At 73.3% G+C, this 21,685-nt stretch carries 16 protein-coding genes; 6 read left to right on the top strand and 10 right to left on the bottom strand.

Features of this window, described 5'->3' with window-relative positions:
- Positions 1-41: 41 nt before the first annotated feature.
- Positions 42-968, top strand: a complete 927-nt coding sequence (locus CHF16_RS16860; protein WP_179271555.1) for a sulfite exporter TauE/SafE family protein — start codon at positions 42-44, stop codon at positions 966-968.
- On the opposite strand, the gene CHF16_RS16855 is transcribed toward CHF16_RS16860, so the two are convergent.
- Genes CHF16_RS16855 through CHF16_RS16845 form a run of 3 tightly spaced genes read right to left on the bottom strand, consistent with a single transcriptional unit; the run spans position 945 to position 5,091 of the window.
- A complete protein-coding gene (locus tag CHF16_RS16855; RefSeq protein WP_143228010.1) occupies positions 945-2,261 on the bottom strand; it encodes a lipopolysaccharide biosynthesis protein in 1,317 nt (438 codons plus the stop codon). The two genes, CHF16_RS16860 and CHF16_RS16855, sit on opposite strands and share 24 nt — an antisense overlap.
- The gene (locus tag CHF16_RS16850) at positions 2,258-3,910 is read right to left on the bottom strand and encodes a YveK family protein (protein ID WP_089326990.1); all 1,653 of its coding nucleotides are present in this window, start codon (positions 3,908-3,910) and stop codon (positions 2,258-2,260) included. Before CHF16_RS16850 ends, CHF16_RS16855 begins: the two co-directional genes overlap by 4 nt.
- A gap of 35 nt (positions 3,911-3,945) precedes the next feature.
- Positions 3,946-5,091: a glycosyltransferase family 4 protein gene (locus CHF16_RS16845; RefSeq protein ID WP_245868642.1), complete on the bottom strand. Its 1,146-nt coding sequence runs from the start codon at positions 5,089-5,091 to the stop codon at positions 3,946-3,948.
- A gap of 161 nt (positions 5,092-5,252) precedes the next feature.
- Between CHF16_RS16845 and CHF16_RS16840 the strand changes: the two genes are divergently transcribed.
- Positions 5,253-6,383 carry a DUF1972 domain-containing protein gene (locus tag CHF16_RS16840; RefSeq protein ID WP_089327025.1) on the top strand — a complete coding sequence of 377 codons (1,131 nt, stop codon included), beginning with the start codon at positions 5,253-5,255 and terminating at the stop codon, positions 6,381-6,383.
- Between the two features lie 173 nt (positions 6,384-6,556).
- On the opposite strand, the gene CHF16_RS16835 is transcribed toward CHF16_RS16840, so the two are convergent.
- Both CHF16_RS16835 and CHF16_RS41415 read right to left on the bottom strand, forming a co-directional pair.
- Positions 6,557-8,206, bottom strand: coding sequence for a PQQ-binding-like beta-propeller repeat protein (locus CHF16_RS16835; RefSeq protein WP_179271554.1), 1,650 nt, complete (start codon positions 8,204-8,206; stop codon positions 6,557-6,559).
- Between the two features lie 211 nt (positions 8,207-8,417).
- The gene (locus CHF16_RS41415) at positions 8,418-11,582 is read right to left on the bottom strand and encodes a LamG-like jellyroll fold domain-containing protein (RefSeq protein WP_089326988.1); all 3,165 of its coding nucleotides are present in this window, start codon (positions 11,580-11,582) and stop codon (positions 8,418-8,420) included.
- A gap of 264 nt (positions 11,583-11,846) precedes the next feature.
- Between CHF16_RS41415 and CHF16_RS16825 the strand changes: the two genes are divergently transcribed.
- The 3 genes from CHF16_RS16825 to CHF16_RS16815 all read left to right on the top strand — a co-directional run bounded on the left by CHF16_RS16825 (position 11,847) and on the right by CHF16_RS16815 (position 15,776).
- Positions 11,847-12,428, top strand: coding sequence for a hypothetical protein (locus tag CHF16_RS16825; protein WP_089326987.1), 582 nt, complete (start codon positions 11,847-11,849; stop codon positions 12,426-12,428).
- 78 nt (positions 12,429-12,506) lie between these two features.
- Positions 12,507-14,312: a right-handed parallel beta-helix repeat-containing protein gene (locus CHF16_RS16820; RefSeq protein ID WP_089326986.1), complete on the top strand. Its 1,806-nt coding sequence runs from the start codon at positions 12,507-12,509 to the stop codon at positions 14,310-14,312.
- 114 nt (positions 14,313-14,426) lie between these two features.
- Complete coding sequence (locus CHF16_RS16815; protein ID WP_089326985.1) at positions 14,427-15,776, top strand: O-antigen ligase family protein; 1,350 nt, start codon at positions 14,427-14,429, stop codon at positions 15,774-15,776.
- Here the strand turns inward: CHF16_RS16815 and CHF16_RS16810 are convergent.
- On the bottom strand, positions 15,753-16,685 hold the full coding sequence (locus CHF16_RS16810; protein ID WP_089326984.1) for a hypothetical protein: 933 nt from the start codon (positions 16,683-16,685) through the stop codon (positions 15,753-15,755). The genes CHF16_RS16815 and CHF16_RS16810 overlap by 24 nt on opposite strands.
- 111 nt (positions 16,686-16,796) lie before the next feature.
- Here CHF16_RS16810 and rfbC point away from each other — a divergent pair, with 111 nt between their 5' ends.
- Positions 16,797-17,453, top strand: coding sequence for a dTDP-4-dehydrorhamnose 3,5-epimerase (gene rfbC / locus CHF16_RS16805; RefSeq protein WP_342750098.1), 657 nt, complete (start codon positions 16,797-16,799; stop codon positions 17,451-17,453).
- 15 nt (positions 17,454-17,468) lie between these two features.
- On the opposite strand, the gene rfbD is transcribed toward rfbC, so the two are convergent.
- From rfbD to CHF16_RS16785, 4 genes are read right to left on the bottom strand one after another with little or no spacing between them, the layout of a single operon-like run.
- Positions 17,469-18,341, bottom strand: coding sequence for a dTDP-4-dehydrorhamnose reductase (gene rfbD, locus CHF16_RS16800; protein ID WP_089326982.1), 873 nt, complete (start codon positions 18,339-18,341; stop codon positions 17,469-17,471).
- Positions 18,338-19,342, bottom strand: coding sequence for a dTDP-glucose 4,6-dehydratase (rfbB, locus tag CHF16_RS16795; RefSeq protein WP_089326981.1), 1,005 nt, complete (start codon positions 19,340-19,342; stop codon positions 18,338-18,340). Before rfbB ends, rfbD begins: the two co-directional genes overlap by 4 nt.
- Positions 19,339-20,406, bottom strand: a complete 1,068-nt coding sequence (locus tag CHF16_RS16790) for a glucose-1-phosphate thymidylyltransferase (protein WP_089326980.1) — start codon at positions 20,404-20,406, stop codon at positions 19,339-19,341. Before CHF16_RS16790 ends, rfbB begins: the two co-directional genes overlap by 4 nt.
- 4 nt (positions 20,407-20,410) lie before the next feature.
- Positions 20,411-21,673, bottom strand: coding sequence for a sulfate adenylyltransferase subunit 1 (locus CHF16_RS16785; RefSeq protein ID WP_089327024.1), 1,263 nt, complete (start codon positions 21,671-21,673; stop codon positions 20,411-20,413).
- Positions 21,674-21,685: the final 12 nt, after the last annotated feature.

Raw genomic sequence — 21,685 nt, 5'->3', positions numbered from 1 at the left:
TCTGTAGAGCAGTTTTCCTACATGTCAGGTAGGTCATGCCGATGGACTTCGATTGGACGATGGCGCTGGGCTCGTTCCTCGTCGCCATCATCGTCGGGCTGACCGGGATGGGCGGCGGCGCGCTGATGACGCCGATGCTCGTCACGTTCTTCGGCGTGAGCCCGCTCGCCGCCGTGTCCAGCGACCTCGTCGCCGCCGCCGTGATGAAGCCGGTGGGCAGCGCGGTCCACTACCGGCAGGGCACGATCAACATGCGGCTGGTCGGCTGGCTGTGCGCGGGCTCGGTGCCCGCCGCGTTCTCCGGCGTGCTGCTGGCGAGGGCGCTCGGCGACGGCGACTCCGTCGAGAACCTGATCAGCAAGGCCATGGGCGTCGCGCTGATGATCGCCGCGATCGGGCTCGTGCTGCGCGCCTACCTGGCGCACCGGGGACGCGCGGGCGGCGACGGCGCCGAGGCCCCGGAGGTCGCCGTCCGGCCCGTCCCGACCGTGCTGATCGGGATCGTCGGCGGCCTCGTCGTCGGGATCACCTCGGTCGGCTCCGGCTCGCTCATCATCGTCGCGCTGCTCGCCCTCTACCCGACGCTGAAGGCCAACCAGCTCGTCGGCACCGACCTGCTCCAGGCCGTCCCGCTGGTGTTCGCCGCCGCCATCGGCCACCTGCTGTTCGGCGACTTCCGCATGGAGGTCACCGCCGCCCTGCTCGTCGGCTCCGTCCCCGGCGTCTACCTCGGCTCGAAGATCTCCTCGCGGGCGCCGGGCGGGCTCATCCGGCGCGTGCTGGCCCTCGTCCTGGTCGCGTCCTCGCTGAAGATGTTCGGCGTCGGCGCCGTCCCCCTCGCCTGGACGATGGTCGTCCTCGCGTCCGCCACGGTCGCCGCCTGGCTCGTCCTGCGCCGCCGCCCCTCCCCCGCCGCGGCGGGGCCACGGGACGCGGTCGCGGCCTCAGCCGACGAGCTGGTCCGCTGACTCCGGCGCCGGCCGGCCCCCGCGCGGCGGGTCGGTCCGGCGCAGCATCCGCCACAGCATGAACGCCGACACCAGCCCGCCCGCGCCCAGGCAGTACGGGGCGAGCGAGGCGTGCCCCGAGTCGGTGGCCAGCAGGACGAGCAGGACGGTCAGCCCGCTCGCGCTCTCCACCCCGCGGATGACGAACACCGACCGCGACAGCTTGCGCGCCGTCGCCAGGCTGGCCAGCGGCAGCGTGCAGGCGAAGCACACCGCGTAGACGCCCCAGCCGCCGAGCGCGACCGCGTCCACCTCGAACGAGCCGCCGGTCACCACCGGGCCGAGCCAGCCGGCCAGCAGGATCCCGGCGAGGCTCATCACCAGCGCGATGCCCGCCATCAGCGAGCAGGCCCGCACCGCCTGCCGGGCCCGCATGGGCGTGCCGGCCCGCTCCGCCTTGGCGAAGTCGCCGAGCAGGAACCAGCCGGCGCCGTTGACGAACGTCAGCGCGGGCGCGAGCAGCAGCCGCGCCGCCTCCACCCCGGCGAGCGCCGCCGTCGACCCGAAACCGGCGATCATGACGCGGGCGAGCAGCAGCGCGGTCGGCCGGATCCCGGCCTGGACGGACCGCCACGCGGAGAACTCCAGGATCTCCCGGAACGCGGTCCCGCGCAGCGGGGCCCGCGCGTACTCCCGCGCGGGGAGCCGCAGCCGGGCGAGCGTGATCGACGCGACGCACCCCGCGCACATGGCGCCGAGCAGCACCGCGACGGACGCGTCCGCGCCGAGGGCGAGCGCGCCGCCGAGGACCGCGAGCGTCGTGCCGAGGTAGCAGACGTCGTTGGCGGCCAGCCGCCAGAACTCCATCCGCGCCGTGAAGATCCGCCGGCCGGTCTCGTTCAGCAGCCACAGCGCCACCAGCAGCGCGAAGACGCCGATGGTGCCGGGCCCGGCCAGGCCCATCAGCGCGGCGACGAGCGCCCCCGCCGCCGACCCGGCCGCGACCGTGCCCGCCACGGACAGGATCAGCGCGCCCCGGATGCGCGGGTCGAACCGGTCGAAGACGGTGAGGGTGTCGCCGACCCAGCTCGTCTGCACCGCCGTGATCATGATGATGACGGCGAAGAACAGCGCGTAGGCGCCGTAGCCGGACGCGCCGAGCGTCCGCGCGCCGAGCGCCTGGACCACCAGGCTCCCGCCGGCGGTCACGAACTGCACGGTGACGGCTCCGCCCGCCGACGCGAGCAGCCGCCCCGCCTTCCCGGCGATGCCGCCGGCCTTCGCCACGCCCTTCTCCGGCGCCTCCGGACTCACCTGTCCGCGTCGTAGCGCATCAGGGACGAGTCCTCTTTTCCCTCGCCCTCCGCCGCGGACGCCGGCTCGGCGTCGGAGGCCGCGGCACGGCCGGTCGCGGGCTCCGCGGACTTCGCCTTGCCGGAGGAGGACCGCGACGAGCGGCCGGACGAGCGGCTCGACGACCGTCCGGACGAGGGCGTGGACGAAGACGACGAGGACGACGGGGTCCGCCCGGTCGACGGGCGGGTGGCCGAGAGCAGCTGCTCATCGGTCACGAAGGTGAGGTCCTCCACGGTGCGGGTGGGGTCGTCGCCGCCGAGCAGCGGGTCGGCGGCCGGACTCGCCGCCGGGCGTGTGTCGTCCTCCGCGGAGGAGTCGCCCGCGCGGCCCTTGGCGCGCGTGCCCCGGCGCGGCGGCTTCGCGGACGCGCCGGAGTTCTTGCTCGCGACGCGCGTCCCCCACGTCCCGGAGGAGGACCGCGACGCCGACCCCGAGCCCGAGCCCGACCGGGACGAGCCCGTGCCCGCGCCGTTCAGCCGGGACGGCCGGCCCGCGTCGCGCTCGGCCGGGGGCGGCGGCGGGGCCGCCGGCATCATCTGCGTCGCGGACGCCGAGGGGGCGGCGAGGCCCGCGTCGTCGGCGTGCCGCGGCCGGCCGTTCCGGTCGGCGGGGGGCGGCGGCGGGGCCTGCCGGCCGCGGGGCCGGCGCCCCCGGCCCGCCGGCGGCGCGGCGGGCGGCTCGATGCCGTAGCCGTCGTCGGCGCGGCCCCGGTACTCGTCGTACCCGCGCCCCACCGGAAGCTCGGGCACGCCGCCGCCGGGACCCGCGAGCGCGGGGCCGGCCGGCGCGCCGGCGGGCACCGGGCCGGGCCGGGACCGGCCGCCGCGGTGCGGTGCCGAGGCGCGCAGGAACGACACGATGCACGCGAGGATCGCGCCGAGCGCGATCCCGATCGCGGCGTTGCGCGGCAGCTTGCTGGGGTTCGGCGCGGTCGGGTCGGCGGTGTCGATGAACTGGACGCCGTCGTTGCTCTTGGACCGCGCGGACAGCAGCCCGCTCTCCTCGGCCTGGTACTTGGCGAGCTGGTTGGCGAGCAGCTTGTAGGCCCGGCTCCCCGGCTGGAGCTGCTCCATGTCCTGGGTGACCTTGGCCTCCAGGTCCTTCAGGTTCTGGATCCGCTCGTTGAGCTTCTCCACGCTGGTGGAGACCGTGACCTCCTGGTAGGCCTGCAGCACCGCGTTGGCGATGATCGCGGCCTCGGGCATGCTGTCGCCCTTCGCGGTCACCACCACCACGCCGCCGTCGGGCTTGCTGGAGGTCTGCACCCGGCCGCGGAGCTGCTCACCGGTGAGGTTGGGGCCGCGCTTGCTCTTGACGATCTGGGCGGCGCGGGCCATCACCGGCGTCGAGCCGGCGAACACCGCGCGCTGCGCGGTGTAGGTGGCGTAGCCCTGGCCGGAGACGACGCCGACGCGGAGCGCGTTGTTGTTGTTCGTGGGGTCGGTGACGGCGAACCTGGCGGTCGCGGTGGCGCCGCCGAACAGGATCTGCGTGGCCGCGACGGAGGCGAGCAGGGCGGCCAGCACGATGACGAGCGACATCAGCCGGTAGCGCCAGACCGCCTCGACGAGGCTGATCTCCGGTGTTGCGGGGGTCTGTGCTGTCATCGGGGCTCTGGGTCCTCAGAACGGCGGACAGGTGGCTAGGCGGGACGGGTCAGGCCGCGGACGGCCTCCCGCAGCTCGCGGTGGTAGCGGTCCTTGCCGAACCGCCGGGCGGCGTCGGCACGGGCCCGTTTGGCCATCACCAGCGCGCCGTTCCAGTCGTCGAGCAGACGGGCGATCCCGTCGGCGAGGGCCGCGGGGTCGTCGGGCGGCACGCTGATGCCGTTGTCGCCGTCGGTGACGATCTCGACCAGCCCCTGGGTGGCGCTGGCGACCACCGGCCGGCCGGCCAGCATCGCCTCGACCGCGACGTTCCCGAAGGGTTCGACGCGCGAGGGGACGATCGCGATGTCCGCCTCGGCGAACGAATTCCACACCGAGGGGCGGAAGCCCGCGAACTCCACCCGGCCGTCGTCGCCCGCGAGGTCGCGCAGCTCGTCCTCGAACCACTCGTAACCCGGAAAGACGCTGCCGATCAAGGTCAGGGTCGTATCGTACCCGCGCTCCCGGAGGATCCGGACGGCTTTGACCGCGACGTCCGACCCCTTGCGCGGGGACAGCCGGCCGACCAGCGCGATCCGCGCGGGCGGGCCCGGCTCGGCGCGCGGCGGGACCACCTCGGGCGGCTCCTCCACACCGTTGTAGATGATCTCGGCGCGGCGCCCGGCACGGCCGAGGGCGGCGGCGCTGGCCCGGCTGTTCACCACGACGGAGCGCGCCAGCCGCAGCGGCGCCGACAGCGCGGCGCGCACGGGCCCGGGCACGCCGTCCTCGGCCTCGTGGACGTGGCACAGCGAGGGCACGCGGGCGAGCCGGCCGGCGAGCAGCCACACCGGGATCGTCACGGTGTTCACGTAGAGGGCGGCGGCGCGCTCGCGGCGCAGCAGCCGCCGGGCCGCCGGCAGCGCGCGCAGGGCGGCGGCGGCGAGCCGGACGAGCCCGAGCGGCGACATGTACGCCTTGCGCAGCACCGGGACGGGCAGCACGACGATCTCGGCGCCCGCGTCCCGCAGCGCCTCCGACAGCGGCCCGTCGGCGGGCAGGGTGACGATCACGCGCCAGTGCGAGGCGAGCGAGCGCACCGACTCGATGAGCATCCGGTCGGAGCCGTAGAGGTCGGGCGAGGGGTGCGCCAGCACCACCGTGGACCTCGCGTCCGTGGACCTCGCGTCCCGTTCGGCCACTTGCCCTCCTTCTGGCGCGCCCGCCCCCGGGGTACCAGTTCGCGCGACCTTTAGATTAACTGCCTTTTACGCCCCGGGCGCCCGGCTCCCGGCGCGTACCCTGAGCCGGGTCGTCAACGGCAGGATTCCGTAAAGAGGTGGGGGTAAGGGTGCGCATCGCCATGGTAGGTACTCGCGGGGTGCCGGCGCGGTACGGCGGGTTCGAGACGGCGGTCGAGGAGATCGGCAGGCGGCTCGCGGCGCGCGGCCACGAGGTCATGGTCTACTGCCGCGGCGAGCGCCATCCCGAGCCCGAGTACCTCGGCATGCGGCTGATCCACCTGCCCGCCATCGAGAAGAAGGTGGCCGAGACGCTCAGCCACACCGGGCTGTCGGTGCTGCACGCGTTCCGCGGGAAGATCGGGCGGGAGGGAGCGGACGTCGCGCTGGTGTTCAACGCCGCCAACGCGCCGCTGCTGCCGGTGCTGCGGACGCTGCGCATCCCGGTCGCGACGCACGTCGACGGGCTGGAGTGGAAGCGCACCAAGTGGAGCGGGACGGGCCAGCGCTACTACCGGGCCGCCGAGGCCATGGCGGTGCGCTGGTCGGACGCGCTCATCGCGGACGCCGCCGGCATCCAGGACTACTACCGCGAGCGGTTCGGCGCGGAGTCGGTGTTCATCCCCTACGGCGCGCCGATCCTCGCCGGGACCGACACCGCGAAGCTGGCCGAGGCCGGCTACGAGCCCGGCGGGTACCACCTGGTCGTCGCCCGGTTCGAGCCGGAGAACCACGTGCACCTGGCGGTGGAGGGGTACCGCCGGAGCCGGGCCGCGAAGCCGCTCGTCGTGGTGGGGTCGGCGCCTTACGCCGACGAGTACACCGCCCAGGTGAAGGAGCTGGCGGGCGACGACCCGCGCATCACCTTCCTCGGCGGCGTGTGGGACCAGGACCTCCTGGACGCCCTGTACGCGGGCGCGCTGACCTACGTGCACGGCCACTCGGTCGGCGGGACGAACCCGTCCCTGCTGCGCGCGATGGGCGCGGGCGCGTCCGTGCTGGCGTTCGACGTCAACTTCAACCGCGAGGTGCTCGGCGAGGACGCGGGCCGCTTCTTCGCGGACGCGGCCGAGCTCGCGGAGCGGATCGAGGCGGCGGAGGCCGACCCCGGCGCCGCCGCCGACCGCGGCGCGGCGGCGCGCAAGCGGGCCGCCGAGCGCTACGTGTGGGACGACGTGGCCGACTCCTACGAGCGGCTCTGCGAGGACCTGGTGGCGCGGCGGCTGTCCCGCAAGACCGTCCGGCCGAAGTGACCGTTCCGCCCCGCTGGCCGATTGTGGACACCGGCCGGCGGGGCGCGGAACGTAACGGACACGAACCTCACGGACACGAACGCAACGGACACAGAGAAGCGCCCCCCGGCGGATCGCCGGGGGGCGCTTCTCATGCGCTGCTCGCGCGCCTCGCGCGACTCACGCGCGGACGGTCAGCCGACCGACTTGGAGGCGGCGCTGGTGATCGTGTTGCCCGAGGCGTCCTTCACCCGGATCTTGTAGGTGTGCTTGCCGCTGGGCGGGTTGGCGTCGGTGAAGCTCATCTTCGGCAGGTTCCAGAAGCTGGAGTTCTTCTTCACCGTCGCGATGGGCGTGGTGCCCTTGTCGCGCAGGACCTCGTAGGTGAGCGACGCGTTGTCCATGTCCCAGGTGGCCTTCCAGGACACGGTGATCTTCTTGGAGAGGGCCGACTTCGAGGCGGTCGGCGCGGCGAGCTCGGAGGCCAGCGGCCCCGACTTGTTCGGCGCCTTGGCCTTCACGGCGAACCGCACGAGACCCTGCTGGGCCTTGCCGTTCACCTTCGGGAACTCGCCGCCCATGGCGATGTACTCGGAGTTGCCGGTGACCGCCCAGGCGGCCTGGTACTGCTTGGTGAAGGACCCCATCGCCAGGGTGGGGAACCAGTGCAGCAGGGTCGGGACGGGCTGCTTGCGGTAGTTGCTGTTGCTGCCCGGGGCGGCCTTGTCGGTGCCCGTGGCGACCCTGGTCTCGGCGAGCGCCCGCTGCCAGCGCGTCGGGGTGGCCTCGGGGAACGCGCCGAGCGAGGAGCAGTCGTGCGCGTGGGACACGCTGTAGACCGACTGGCCCTGGGCGAAGATGCCGTAGGTCGCGCCGTAGCAGTTGTCCAGCCACACCAGGTCGCCGTTGGCGGCCTTCGCGGCGAACCGGCCGTCGAACCAGTGGAGGCCCTCGCCGTTGGCCGAGGCGAACACCGTGTCGCCCGACACGAACAGGTCGGTCACGTAGGAGAACTTCGAGCCCTGCCGGGTCGGGATGGGCTTGCTGGTCCAGGTGGCGGACGCCCCGTTGGTGGCGTTGACGGCGCCGATGCCGACGCGCTGCGCGCCGTTCAGCTTCTGGAACCGGCCGCCGATGATGACGCGCTCGTTGCCCGGCGCCATCGCCAGCGCGAACACCTCGTCGTCGTCGGCGGTCGGGCGCCAGGTGTCGACGTTGGCGCCGTTGGACGCCTTCACCGCCGCGAGCCGCGTCCGCGACTTGCCGTTGACGTTGAAGAAGTTCCCGCCGAAGTACACGGTGGAGTTCGTGGCCGCGATGCCGCGCACCTTGTTGGACACCTTCGGCGCGAACGCGTCGACCAGCTTGCCGGTCGCGGTGTCGAACGCGGCGAGGCGGCTGTGCGCCTTGCCGTCGACGGTGGTGAACTCGCCGCCGACGTACACCCGCTTGCCGTCGGGGGAGGCCGTGATCCGCAGGCCCTGCCCGTTCAGCGAGTGGTTGAACGAGGTGATGAGGTTCCCGGTCGTCAGGTCGAACGCCAGGATGTTCTTCCGGGTCACCTCCTTGGCGTTGCCCGGGGCCGTGCCCGGCGGGCGCGCCTTGGTGAAGTTGCCGGTCGCGTACACGGTCTTGCCGACCGTCGTCATGCTCCACACGACGCCGTCGACCTGCCACGTCGGCAGCGGATCGACGCTCACCGTCGCCGGCGTGCCGGACGGCGGCGCGGTGTCCGCGGCCGCGGCACCGGCCGGCATGTAGGAGGCGCCCGCGAGCGTGAGCGCGGCGGCCGCCGCCACACCCACCCGCGTGCCGCTCCGGCGCTGACGCAAAAGAGCTCTCACGAGTCGCATCCCCTAGCGCATAAGGCCCGCGTGACCCCTGCGGTCACTCCGACCCGGGAATCCTAGTGGCCGCCGGCGGCACCGGATCGGGCACCTTATGAAATCGTGACCGAAGTCCAGATGTGGGGATTAGCAGAAAAAAGCGCCCCGAGGCGTAAACCCCGGGGCGCTTTCGAGCGTCCGCGCCATTTCCGCCGCGGCCGTCGGCCGGTCAGCCGGTGGCGCGCACGGCCTTCAGGTCGTCCACCGACACGACGATGGGCGCGTTGGTGGTGCTGCCCGCCAGCTGCGTCCGGATCCCGACCGCGCCCGCGACCTGCAGCCCGGCGGTGTTGTCGGTGCCGGTGAGCTGCCAGCCGGGCTCGGTGGCGCCGTCGGCCCACACCTTGGCCTTCAGCGTCGTCGGCGCCGTCCCGGTGACCTGGAACCGCAGCCGCAGCCGCTGCCCCGGCGCGTAGGTCAGCCCGGCGACGTTCTGCTCCGCCACGATGACCGTCTCGGCGTTGCTCGCGTCGGTGCGGCTCAGCTGGAACGACACCACGCCGGACGGCCGGAGCCTGACCCGCGCCCGGTAGTCGCCGGCTCCGGGGACCCGGCGGCCGGCGGCCCACACGTACACGCCGTTGCCGGTGCCCTCCTTGTCGACCGCCAGCGTGAACGACAGGTCGGTGTCCTGCTCGGACACCGAGCCGAGGTAGCCGCCGCCGGTGTTGCCGGGCGTCCCCAGCGTGACCTGCCCGGTGCCGTTGACCGACAGGACGCCCCCGGAGCCGTTGCGGGCCCACTCGCCGCCGATGTCGGCGGTGCCCCAGCCGTCGGCGACGGTCCGGCCGAACGCGTCCTGCGCGAGCGTGCTGGACGTCGGGGTGACGGCGTGCACCACCTCGCCGGTCGCACCCTGGTCGTCGGTGACCGTGAGCTTGACGTTGTAGCTCCCGGCGGACTCGTAGGTGTGCGACGGCGTGGCGCCGGTGCCGGTGTGCCCGTCGCCGAAGTCCCACGCGTAGCTCGCGACGGATCCGTCGGAGTCGGCGGAGCCCGACCCGTCGAAGGCGCACGCCAGCTCGTCGCAGGACGAGGTGAACGCCGCGGTCGGCGGCTGGTTCGGCTGGACCGCGCCGGTGCCGACGCCGTGGTGGCGCGTCACCTGGGCCGCGGTCAGCGCGCTCGGGTAGACGGCGACCTCGTCGAGGGTGCCGTTCAGGTAGCCGCTGGACGGGGCGCTCGGCCAGCCGCTGAGGTTGTCGCCGCCGACGCGCCAGTAGCCGGCGTAGCTCTGCGCGCCCGTGACGGACGGGTCGGCGGCGACCTGGGCGCCGTCGACGTACAGCTTCATGCCGTCGCTGCCGGAGAGGGTGCCGACGACGTGGTGCCACTGGCCGTTGTTCAGGCCCGCGGCGCTCTCCACCGTCTTGGTGGCCCCGGGGTAGACGCCGAAGACGACGCGCCCGTTGTTGGTCATGTACAGGTGGCGGTCGTACTTGTCGCTGTTGCCGCTCGTGACGTTCCCGTACCCGATGATCTTCCCGCCGGAGGTGGACGTCGTCTTCACCCACGCCTCGATGCTGAAGTCCCCGGGGGTGGGCGCCTTGCCGCTCACCGCGGTGCCGGTGGAGCCCCCGCCGAAGCGCACCGCGCGGTCGGGGTCGTCCGAGAGCGCGCCCGCCTGGGAGCGGGTCGTGCCCGAGCCGAGCGTGAGGTCGTTCGCCCCGGCGTAGTCGGACGCGGGGCCGCTGCTCTCGCCGAGGCGCCAGTAGGCGGACGGCCCGTCCCCGCCGACCTCCGCCGAGTACGGGCCGGGCGTGCCGCTGCCGGCCGTCGCGGAGTTCGAGGCGCTGCTCGTGACGGCGTTGCCCGCCGGGTCGACCGCGCGGACGCGGTAGGTGTGCGAGCTGCCCGGCTCGGCGGTCCGGTCGAGGAACGCCGCGGTGGGCATCTCCCAGAAGTTGGACGGCTTCTCGACGCTGCCGATGGGCGTCGTGCCGCCGTCGCGCAGCACCTCGTACTTCAGCGTGGCGTTGTCCATGTCCCACGTGGTCTTCCACGCGACGCGGACGCTGCCGTCGGCCATGGCCTTCGCGGTCGGGGTGCCGAGCTCCCCGGCGTCCGGGCCGGTCTCGTTCGGGGCGTCGGCCTTCAGCGCGAACCGGACGAGCCCCTGCTGCGCCTTGCCGTTCACGCGGGGGAACTCGCCGCCGAGCGCGATGTAGCGGTCGTTGCCGGTGACCGCCCAGGCGGCCTGGTACTGCCCGGTGAACGTCCCCATGGCGAGGCTGGGGTACCAGTGCAAGAGGCTCGGGACCGGCTGGCCGCTGTAGTGGCTGCCCGTCCCGGGCGGCGCCTGGTCGGTGCCCGTCGGGTACGCCGTCTCGGCGAGAGCGCGCTGCCAGCGCTGCGGGCTCTCTTCGGGGAACGCGCCGAGCGAGGCGCAGTCGTGCGCGTGGGACACGCTGTAGACCGACTGGTCCTGGGCGAAGATGCCGTACGTGGCGCCGTAGCAGTTGTCCAGCCACACCAGGTCGCCGTTGGCGGCCTTGGCCGCGAACCGGCCGTCGAACCAGTGGCCGCCCTCGCCGTTGGCCGAGGCGAACACCGTGTCGCCCTGCACGTAGAAGTCGGTCACGTAGGAGTAGCGGCTGCCGTCCCGCGTCGGGATCGGCTTGCTCGTCCAGGTGGCGGACGCGCCGTCGGTGGCGTTGACGGCGCCGACGCCCACCTGCTGGACGCCGTTCAGCTTCTGGAACCGGCCGCCGATGATGACGCGCTGGTCGCCCGGCGCCATCGCCAGCGCGAACACCTCGTCGTCGTCGGCGGTGGGCCGCCAGGTGTCGATGTTGGCGCCGTCCGACGCCTTCACGGCCGCGAGCCGCGTCCGCGACTTGCCGTTGACGTTGAAGAAGTTCCCGCCGAGGTAGACCGTCGTGTCCGTCGCGGCGATGCCGCGCACCTTCGCCGAGACGTTCGGCGCGAACCCGGCGACGAGCGCGCCGGTGTCGGTGTCGAAGGCCGCGACGTGGTTGCGCTGCTGCCCGTCGACCGAGGTGAAGTCGCCGCCGACGTAGACGCGGTCGCCGCTCGGCGACGCCACGATCCGCAGGCCCTGGCCGTTCAGCGAGTGGTCGAACGACGTGACGAGGTTCCCGGTCGTCAGGTCGAACGCCAGGATGTTCTTGCGGTCCACTTCCTGCGCGCTGCCCGCCGCCGTCCCCGGCGGGCGCGCCTTGGTGAAGTTGCCGGTCGCGTAGACGGTGTTGCCGACCGTCGTCATGCTCCACACGACACCGTCGACCTGCCACGTCGGCAGCGGGTCGGCACTGACCGTCGCCGGCGTCCCCGGCGGCGGGTCGGTGTCGGCCGCGGCACCGCCCGCGGGCACGGAGGCCCCGAGCAGTGCGGCCGAGAAAGCGGTGACTGCGGCTATCGCCGTTCTGCGGACGCGCGAGACGCGGCGATGCGAAGGTACAGATCTCACTGAGTCGGTCCCCTGAACTTCCGCTCCGGTGGCCCCCACGGTCACCGGAGTAAAGGCAGAGTAACGGAGGCCCCGGCTCTACACTGTTCACCCCACCGTTTGACTTTTTCCGGTACCGGTCCTATTCCGGTCACTCACCCCTCATTCACGGTTCGAGGAGAATGCCGCATGTCCCAACGGGGAGCGCGTCCGCGCAAGCATCTCGTCGCGACGGGGGCGGTGCTGGCCCTCGCACTGGCGGTGACGGGCTGCTCGGACGGCGGAGAGAAGAAGGACAAGGGCGCCCCGCCCCCGCCGCCGAGCACGCAGCCGGAGGAGTCCGCGAACGCGGCGCCCGGCTCGCTCGACCTGAAGTCCTCCGAGGGGCTGCGCAAGCCGGTCGTCTACAACGACAAGATCAGCGTGCGGATCAGCGGCATCCGCTACGTCAAGAACAAGGCGAAGGGCCCCGGCGAGCTGACCGGCCGGGTGCTCACCATCTTCACGCTCCGCTTCACCAACGGCTCGGCGCAGCCGCTCGACCTCAACAAGGTCCGCGTGGTGGCCAGGTACGGCCCGAGCAAGGCCGAGGCGCGGCCGACCTCCTACGCCGACATCAACGACTTCTACGGCACGGTGGCGGCCGGCGGGCAGAAGTCGGCGTCCTACGCCTTCGACCTGCCGTCCAGCGGCTACAAGTCGGTCGTCATCGGCGTCAAGTTCGACGACCAGCACAAGACGGCCCTGTTCACCGGTTCGCTGCAGCGCTGATCCGGCGGGGTGGCCGGGCGGGCCCGGCGTGGGTACGTTCTGAGTGAGATTCCCGGGGGCAAAGGAACACGTCACGCCATGCCACGTCACCCGCAGCGCGCGCCGCTTCCGCGCCGCGCCATCGTCAGGGTCCTCGCGCTGCCGCTCGTCCTCGGCGTCGGCCTGCTCGGCTGGCAGATCCCCGGGGACAACGACGCGGTCCCGGCCCCCGGCAACGCGGACGGCCCGCCCGGCGCGGCCCCGGTGGGCAGCACCGACTACCGGGTACCGGACGGCGCGCTGTTCGTCTCCCCGTCCGGGGAGGACGACGCCGACGGCGGCCGCGACCGTCCGCTGCGCACGCTCGCCCGCGCCATCGCGAAGGCGCGCCCGGGCGGCACGATCGTCCTGCGCGGCGGGGTCTACCACCAGAGCGCGACCGTCCCGGCGGGCAAGCGGCTGACGATCCAGCCGCACCCCCGCGAAGCGGTGTGGTTCGACGGCAGCACGCCCGTCGCGGGCTGGCGGGCGGCGGACGGCGCATGGGTCCGCGACGGCTGGACGGCGGCGTTCGACTCCAGCCCCACCTACACCGCCGGGGCGAAGCCGAGCCGTGACAGCGACTTCCAGTTCGTCTCGCCCGACCACCCGATGGCCGCGCACCCCGACCAGGTCTGGGTGGACGGCGTGCCCCAGCGGCAGGTCGGGTCGCTCGACGAGGTGAAGGGCGGCCGCTTCTACGTGGACGAGCGGGCCCGCCGGCTCTACCTCGGCTCCGACCCGCGCGGCCACGACGTCCGCGCGAGCACGCTCGGCGAGGCGATCACCATCGCGGGCGCGGGGTCGCGGCTGCGCGGCATCGGCGTGCGGCGTTACGCGACCGCGCTGCCGCGGATGGGCACCGTGAAGGTCACGGGCGCGAACGTCACGGTGGAGAACGTCGCGGTCACCGACTCGGCCACCACCGGCCTGAGCGTCCTCGCGTCCGGCGCCCGCGTCCGGCGCGTCACCACCACCCGCAACGGGATGCTCGGCGTCCACGCCAACCAGGCCGACGACCTGCGGCTGGAGAAGGTGCGCAGCACCGAGAACAACCTGGAGCACTTCAAGTACTCGCCGGTCTCCGGCGGCATCAAGGTCACCCGGTCCCGGAAGGTGGCGGTGACCGACGGGGTGGTGACCGGCAACCTCGGCAAGGGCGTGTGGATGGACGAGTCCGTCTACGACATCACGCTCACCGGCGCCCGCATCACCGGCAACGCCGACCACGGCGTCTCCCTGGAGCTCAGCGCGAAGGCCGTCGTCGCGGGCAACGTCATCACCGGCAACGGCGGCGACGGACTGAAGATCAACAACACCTCCGGCGTGCAGGTGTGGAACAACTCCCTGGCGGGGAACGGGCGGACGATCCGCATCGTCCAGGACGCCCGCAGCCCCGACGACCCGGGCACGCCGGGCCGCGACCCCCGCCGGAAGGGCCCCGACCCGGAGATGACCTGGCGGATCGGCCGGACGACCGTCAGCAACAACACGCTCGCCGACCCCCGGCCCGGCAGCCCCTGCCTGCTCTGCGTGCAGGACCACACCAACGAGCGGTCCGCGAGCGAGATGGGCCTGACCGTCAACGGCAACGTCTACGTCCGGCCCGACGCGAGCGATCCGCGCGCCCTCGTGGTGTGGATGGGCAAGTCCTACGACGACCTCGGCCGGTTCCGGTCGGTGACCGGGCAGGAGGCGCGGGGCCGAATGCACGAGTCCCCCGCGGCCGCCGGGGCCGGGGGCACGCTCGAACGCACCCTGGGCGCGGCCGCCGACGCCGAGGCGGCGGTCCCGCTGCCGCCCGCCGTCGCGAAGCTGCTCGGCAAGCGCCCCGGCACCCGGCACATCGGCGCCTGGACGTCCTGACGCCGCCGCCCGGCCGGGGCGGCGGCCCGTCCTCGCCGGCCCCGGCGCGACAGCGGGGACACCGGCCCCGCACCCGTATTCTTGGTCGCGTCCTCAGTGAGCCGGGAGCCTTCCATGACCACCGTTAGGGGCCTGTTCCCGCGTCGCAGGCCGCCGGCGCCGAGCGCCGGCTGGTGGGCCGCGACGCTGCCGCTGGCGCTGATGCTGGCCAGCGACTACAAGCTGCGGAGCCGGGAGGTCGACCAGGCGGTGGGCGGCAGCGCCGACCTGACCGTGCTGGCGGAGATCGCCGTCTACGGGCTGGCGGCGCTGTACCTGGTGAACGGCTTCGGGCTGCGGCCGCCGCGGCGGCGCGTCTCCGGGCTGCTGCTGTCGGCGTGGCTGTTCGTCGGGTACGCCGCCTTCTCGGCGCTGTGGTCGCCCTACAAGTCGCTCGGCATCGTGCGCGGCACCCAGCTGGTGATCACGATGCTGCTGGCGCAGTGCCTGGCGACCCGCGCGACGCCCGCCGACCTGCGGCGGCTCTCGCACGCGTTCATCGCGATCGTGGTGGCGTCGGTCGGGATCGGCGTCGCGCACCCGTTCCCGCGCACCGCGCACACCGAGGAGCGGTTCAACTGGCTGTACGTCCACCCCGTCCAGGCCGGGATCTACCTCGCGGTCGCCGTGCTGCTGACGGTCGGCTACCTGATCCGCTGGACGACGCCGCGGGACCGGCTGTGGCATCCCGCCGTCTACCTGACCGCGCTGGGGATCCTCACCGGCGCGCTCGTCGCGACCGGGACGCGCGGCGCCGCGCTGGGCTGCGCCGCCGGGCTGGTCGTCCTGCTGGCCGCCGCGCGCGGGCCCAAGGGCCGGGTGGACGTGGTGGTGCTCGGCGCGGCGATCTCCGTCGTCGCGGTGCTGGCCTTCTCCGACAAGATCCTCGCGTTCGTGGCGCGCGGCGAGTCCGCGGAGAAGCTGGCCTCGCTGAACTCGCGGACCGAACTGTGGACGTTCGCGATGGACGCCTTCGCCGAGGAGCCGTTCTTCGGGCACGGGCTGGGCGCGTCCCGCGGGCTCTTCCTGGACGACATCGGCCTCGGCGGCGGGCACAACGCGTTCGTCAACTCCCTGGTCGACCAGGGGGTGGTCGGCACGGCGGCGTTCACGGCGCTGCTGATGACGCTCGGGTTCGTGCTGCTGCTGATGTCCCGGCAGCGGACGCTGCGCGCCGACTCCGGCATGCTGCTCGGCCTGCTCGCCTTCTTCCTCGTCGACAGCATCACCACCGAGGGGCTCGCCGCCCCCGCCAACGTGGCGAGCGCCTGGCTGCTGCTCATGGTCGCGTGGGCGGAGACGCTGCGCCGCCAGGGCGGCGACCCGCCGCCGGCCGCCGCCCCGCCGGTCACGGTCCGCGCCGAGGTCGACGACCGCGCGCTCGGCGGCGGGCCCGGCGGCTCAGCCCTGCCGCCGGCCCCGTAGGTAGAAGCCCCCGGCGAGCACGCCCAGCAGCACCAGGCCGGCGAGCGCGCCGGTGCCGAGCACCCCGCCGGGCAGCCCCGACTTGTCGGGGATCGTGACGGGAGCGGCGCGCTCCGTCGCCGGCAGCGAGATGGTCGGCCGCGCCCGCGTGGCCGCGTTCGGCTCGGGCAGCACGACCGACCGGAAGACGGGCCGCAGGCCGCCCCCGGCGAGCAGCACCTGCTTGCCGTCGGAGGTGACGCCGAACGCCTTCCCGGCCATCGAGGCCGCGGTCCGCACGACCTGGCCGGCGTCCTCGCGGATGCCGCCGAGGACCCGCACGTCCGCGGTGGACTTCAGGACGACCCGGCCGTCCCGGGCGAACTGCCCGCCGCGGACGGGGAACGGCAGGCTCCGCAGTTTGGTCAGCGCGTTCTTGCCGGGGCCGAGGACGCTGGGCAGCGCGAAGACGGCCGCGGAGTCCTCGCCCGTGGTGATGACGTAGAGCCGGCTCTCGTCGGGGTCGGCGAGGAGGGTGTTCGCGGCGTGGCCGCCGTCCGGGTAGGCCACCTTGAAGGACTTGACCGGCAGCGTCCCGCCCGACAGCTGGGCGGGCTCGGCGATCCGGTGCAGGGTGAAGGCGCCGCTCTGCCCGGCGTTCAGCTCCGTGACGAACAGCCCGGCCTCACCGGCGGAGTTCTTCACGACCGTGACGGCGTCCAGGCGGGCGCCGGGGGACGCGCCGGCCAGCGTGTAGGCGGCGCGGGTGCGGCCCTTGGTGTCGAGCGCGAACAGCATGGACCTGCCGCCCGCCGTCGCGACCGTCCACCAGATGTCCGGGTGCGCCATCCCGGCGACCATGGCGGCCGGCCGGGCGAGGCGGGGGTCGGTCGGCCGGAAGCGGGCCTTGGCGGGGGCCGTGCTCGTCACGGCCGGTGACGGTGTCGGCGTCGGCTTCGGTGCCGCCATCGCCGCCGGACCTGTCAGAACCACGAGTGCCACCGCCGCGCCGCCCGCGGCGGACCGAAGCACTCGGGGAGGGTGTGCTCTCACAGTGACGTCCAAATCTACGGGGAACCGTGTGGCATTCTTGCGTATGTGGATCCACTCGGCATTAAAGGTACGTACTTGTTCAACCCCCGCGTACACGGCGACGAGCGGGGGTCGTTCCACGAGTGGTTCCGCGCCGAGGACCTCCGCGCCCGGCTCGGGCACGGCCTGAACCTCGCCCAGGCGAACTGCTCGGTGTCGTCACGCGGAGTACTGCGCGGCGTGCACTTCGCCGACGTCCCGCCCGGCCAGGCCAAGTACATCACCTGCGTCCGCGGCGCGATCCTGGACGTGGTCGTCGACCTGCGCGTCGGCTCCCCCACCTTCGCCCAGTGGGAACCCGTGCGGCTGGACGAGGAGAACCGCTCCTGCCTGTACGTCGCCGAGGGCATCGGCCACGCCTTCATGGCGCTCACCGACGACGCCACCGTCGTCTACCTGTGCTCGGAACCGTACGCCCCCGGCCGGGAGCACGGCGTGCACCCGCTCGACCCCGACCTCGCCATCCAGTGGCCGTCGGACATCGCGCCGGTCCTGTCCGGCAAGGACGCGCAGGCCCCCACCTTGATGGAGGCGCGCGAGAGCGGCCTGCTGCCCGACTACCAGGAATGCCTGGACTACTACACCAAGCTCGGCCTGCCCGCCTGACGGGCGGGCCGCCGGTCAGGCCGGGGCCGCCGGGCTCCGCGCGTCCAGCAGGGCCGGCCAGGCCGCGTGCAGTGCGGCGCGCCAGTCCCGCATCGGCGGCAGCCCCGCCGCCGCCCACCGGTCGTGCCCGAGGACGCTGAACGCCGGACGCGCCGCCGGACGGGGGAACCGGTCGCTCGTCGTCGGCCGCACCCGCCCGGGATCGAGCCCGAGCAGCGCGAACACCTCGCGCGCCAGCCCGTACCAGGTCGTCCGGCCCGCGTTCGTGCCGTGGTACACCCCGGGCGGCGCCCCGGACGCGGCCAGCCCGACGATCCGGTCCGCGAGGTCGCCCGTCCACGTCGGCTGCCCGACCTGGTCGTCCACCACCTCGACGCCGTCGCGCTCGGCCGCCAGCCGCATCATCGTGCGGACGAAGTTCGGCCCGTGCGCGCCGTACAGCCACGCCGTCCGCAGCACGTAGCCGCGCTCGTAGCCGAGCACCGCCCGCTCCCCCGCGAGCTTCGTGCGGCCGTAGGCGTTGACCGGCGCCGGGACGGCGTCCTCCGGGTACGGTTCGCGGCCCGCGCCGTCGAGCACGTAGTCCGTGGAGATCTGGATCAGCTTGGCGCCGGTGCCCGCGCACGCGTCGGCCAGTGCCGCGGGGGCGGCGCCGTTCACCGCGAGCGCGTCGCCCTCCCGCTCCTCCGCGTCGTCCACGGCGGTCCACGCCGCGCAGTTCACCACCGTCGCCGGCCGGTACCGCAGCAGCGCCGCGCGCACCGCCGCCGGGTCGGTGACGTCCAGGACGTCCCGTCCCGCCGCGACGCACTCGGCGCCGTCCGCGCGCAGCCGCGCGACGAGGTCGGTGCCGAGCATCCCGCCGGCGCCGGTGACGAGCCAGGTCACCGCGCGTCCTCCGACCGCTTCTTCAGCGGCTCCCACCAGTCGCGGTTCTCGGCGTACCAGCGGACGGTCGCGGCCAGCCCCTCCTCGAACGGGACCTCCGGCGCGTACCCGAGCGCGCGGAGCCGCGCGTCCGACAGCGAGTAGCGGCGGTCGTGGCCCTTGCGGTCCTCGACGCGCTCCACCCGGTCCCAGCCGGCGCCGAGCGCCGCCAGCAGCCGGCCCGTCAGCTCCAGGTTCGTCAGCTCCGCCGTCCCCGCGATGTGGTAGACCTCGCCCGGCGCGCCCTTCTCGGCGACGAGCTGGATGCCGCGGCAGTGGTCGGCCACGTGGATCCAGTCGCGGACGTTGCCGCCGTCGCCGTACAGCGGGACGGTGCGCCCGTCCAGCAGGTTCGTCGCGAACAGCGGGATGACCTTCTCCGGGAACTGGTACGGCCCGTAGTTGTTGCCGCAGCGGGTGATGGACACCGGCAGCCCGTGCGTGCGCGCGTAGGCGAGGGCCATCATGTCCCCGCCCGCCTTCGCAGCGGAGTACGGCGAGTTCGGCGCGAGCGGCGCGTCCTCGTCCCAGGACCCCTCGTCGATGCTGCCGTACACCTCGTCGGTGGACACCTGCACCACCCGCGGCGTCCCCGCGTCCAGGCACGCCTGCATCAGCGCCTGGACGCCCAGCACGTTCGTGCGGGCGAACTCCGCGCCGCTGGCGATCGACCGGTCCACGTGCGACTCGGCCGCGAAGTTGATCACCACGTCGTGCCCGGGCACCAGCCCGGCGAGCAGCTCGGCGTCGCAGATGTCGCCGTGCACGAACGTGTACCCGCCCTCGGCGGGCTCCAGGTTGCGCAGGTTCCCCGCGTAGGTGAGCTTGTCCAGCACGGTGACCTCGGCGCCCGCCCACTCCGGGTAGGCGCCGCCGGCCAGTTCCCGGACGTAGTGCGAGCCGATGAACCCGGCGCCGCCGGTGACGAGCACCCGCGGGGCGCCGCTCCGCGGGGCGCTCATTTGCTGATCTGCACTTTGCTGTGGTCTCCCAAGACGAGCCGGTGCGCCTTCGGCACCCGGGGGGCGGGCGTGACCTGCGCCTCGCGTCCGATCAGCGAGCACTCGATGCGCCCGACGCCGTCGATGGACGCGCCGCACAGCACGATCGAGTACTCGATCTCGCTGTCGAGGACCGCGCAGTCACGGTCGATCGAGGTGAAGGGCCCGACGTAGGAGTCGCGGATGTCCGAACCCGCGCCGACGATCGCCGGGCCCACGATGCGGGACCCCGCGACGCGGGCGCCCTTCTCCACCACGACCCGGCCGATCAGCTCGCTCGCCCCGTCGACCTCACCCTCCACACAGGGTTCGACGCCTTCCAGCACCAGCCGGTTGACCTCCAGCATGTCGGTGACGTTGCCGGTGTCCTTCCAGTAGCCGGTGATGGCGGTCGACTCGACCCGGTGGCCGTGCTCGATCAGCCACTGGATCGCGTCGGTGATCTCCAGCTCGCCGCGCCGGGACGGCCGCAGCTCCGCGACCGCCGCGTGCACCGCCGGGCTGAACAGGTACACCCCGACCAGCGCCATCTCGCTCTTCGGCCGCTCCGGCTTCTCCTCCAGCGCGACGACCCGGCCGGCCTCGTCCAGCTCCGCGACGCCGAACGCGCGCGGATCCGACACCCGGGTCAGCATGATCTGCGCCTCGGGCCGCTCCTCACGGAACCGCTCCACCAGCTCGGCGATGCCGCCGACGATGAAGTTGTCGCCGAGGTACATCACGAAGTCGTCGTCGCCGAGGTACTCCCGGGCGATGAGGACCGCGTGCGCCAGCCCGCGCGGCGCGTCCTGCGGCAGGTAGGTGACGTCCAGGCCGAACCGGGACCCGTCGCCGACCGCCGCGCGGATCTCCGCCGCGGTGTCGCCGACGACGATCCCGACCTCGCGGATCCCCGCGTCCCGGATCGCCTCCAGGCCGTAGAACAGCACCGGCTTGTTGGCCACCGGCACGAGCTGCTTCGCGAACGAGTGAGTGATCGGACGCAGCCGGGACCCCGACCCGCCCGCCAGCACCAGCGCCTTCACGCCGCTACCGCGCCCCGAGGATCATGCCCGCCGCGACGGTGTTGTTGGTGGCCTCGTCGATCAGGATGAAGCCGCCGGTGAGGCGGTTGCGGCCGTAGTCGTCCACGAACAGCGGCTGCGTGACGCGCAGCGACACCCGGCCGATCTCGTTCAGGCCGAGGGCCGTCGCCGCCTCGTCGCGGTGCAGGGTGTTGACGTCCAGCCGGTAGTGCAGGTCCTTCACCATCGTCTTCGCGGTGCGGGTCGTGTGCTTGATGACCAGCTTCGAGCGCGGCGTGAGCGTGCGGTCGGGGGTCATCCAGCAGACCATCGCGTCGAGGTCCTGCGCGACCTCGGGCCGGTTGTTCGGCCGCGCGATCATGTCGCCGCGGGAGATGTCGATGTCGTCGGCGAGGCGCAGCGTCACCGACATCGGCGCGAACGCCTGCTCCACCGGGCCGCGCGGCCCGTCGATGGCGGTGATCCGCGTGGTCAGCCCGGACGGCAGGTGCACGACCTCGTCGCCCGGCTTCAGCACGCCGCCCGCGACCTGGCCCGCGTAGCCGCGGTAGTCGTGCAGCTCCGGGTCCGTCGAGGCGTGCGGCCGGATCACGTACTGCACCGGGAACCGCACGTCGATGAGGTTCCGGTCGGAGGCGATGTGCACGTGCTCCAGGTGGTGCAGCAGCGACGACCCCTCGTACCAGGGCATGTTGCCGCTGCGCTCGACGACGTTGTCGCCGTGCAGCGCCGAGATCGGCACGAACGTCAGGTCGGTCACGTCCAGCTTGGACGCGAACGCGGTGAACTCGTCCACGATCCGCTCGTACACGCCGCGGTCGTAGTCGACGAGGTCCATCTTGTTGACCGCCACGACCAGGTGCGGGACCTGCAGCAGCGTCGTCAGGAACGCGTGCCGGCGCGACTGCTCCAGGATGCCCTTGCGGGCGTCCACCAGGATGATCGCCAGGTCGGCGGTCGACGCGCCCGTCACCATGTTCCGGGTGTACTGGATGTGCCCCGGCGTGTCCGCGATGATGAACTTGCGGCGCGGCGTCGCGAAGTAGCGGTAGGCCACGTCGATCGTGATGCCCTGCTCCCGCTCGGCGCGCAGGCCGTCGGTCAGCAGCGCGAGGTTGGTGTACTCCTCGCCCCGCTCGGTGCTCGTGCGCTCCACCGACTCCAGCTGGTCCTCGAAGATCGACTTGGAGTCGAACAGCAGCCGGCCGATCAGCGTCGACTTGCCGTCGTCGACGCTGCCGGCGGTGGCGAACCGCAGCAGGTCCATCGGCTTGCCCGC

Origin of the sequence: Actinomadura meyerae, assembly GCF_900188445.1 — a bacterium.
In the GTDB taxonomy this organism is placed as follows: Bacteria; Actinomycetota; Actinomycetes; order Streptosporangiales; family Streptosporangiaceae; genus Spirillospora; species Spirillospora meyerae.
This window is presented reverse-complemented; position numbering and strand designations above follow the sequence as displayed.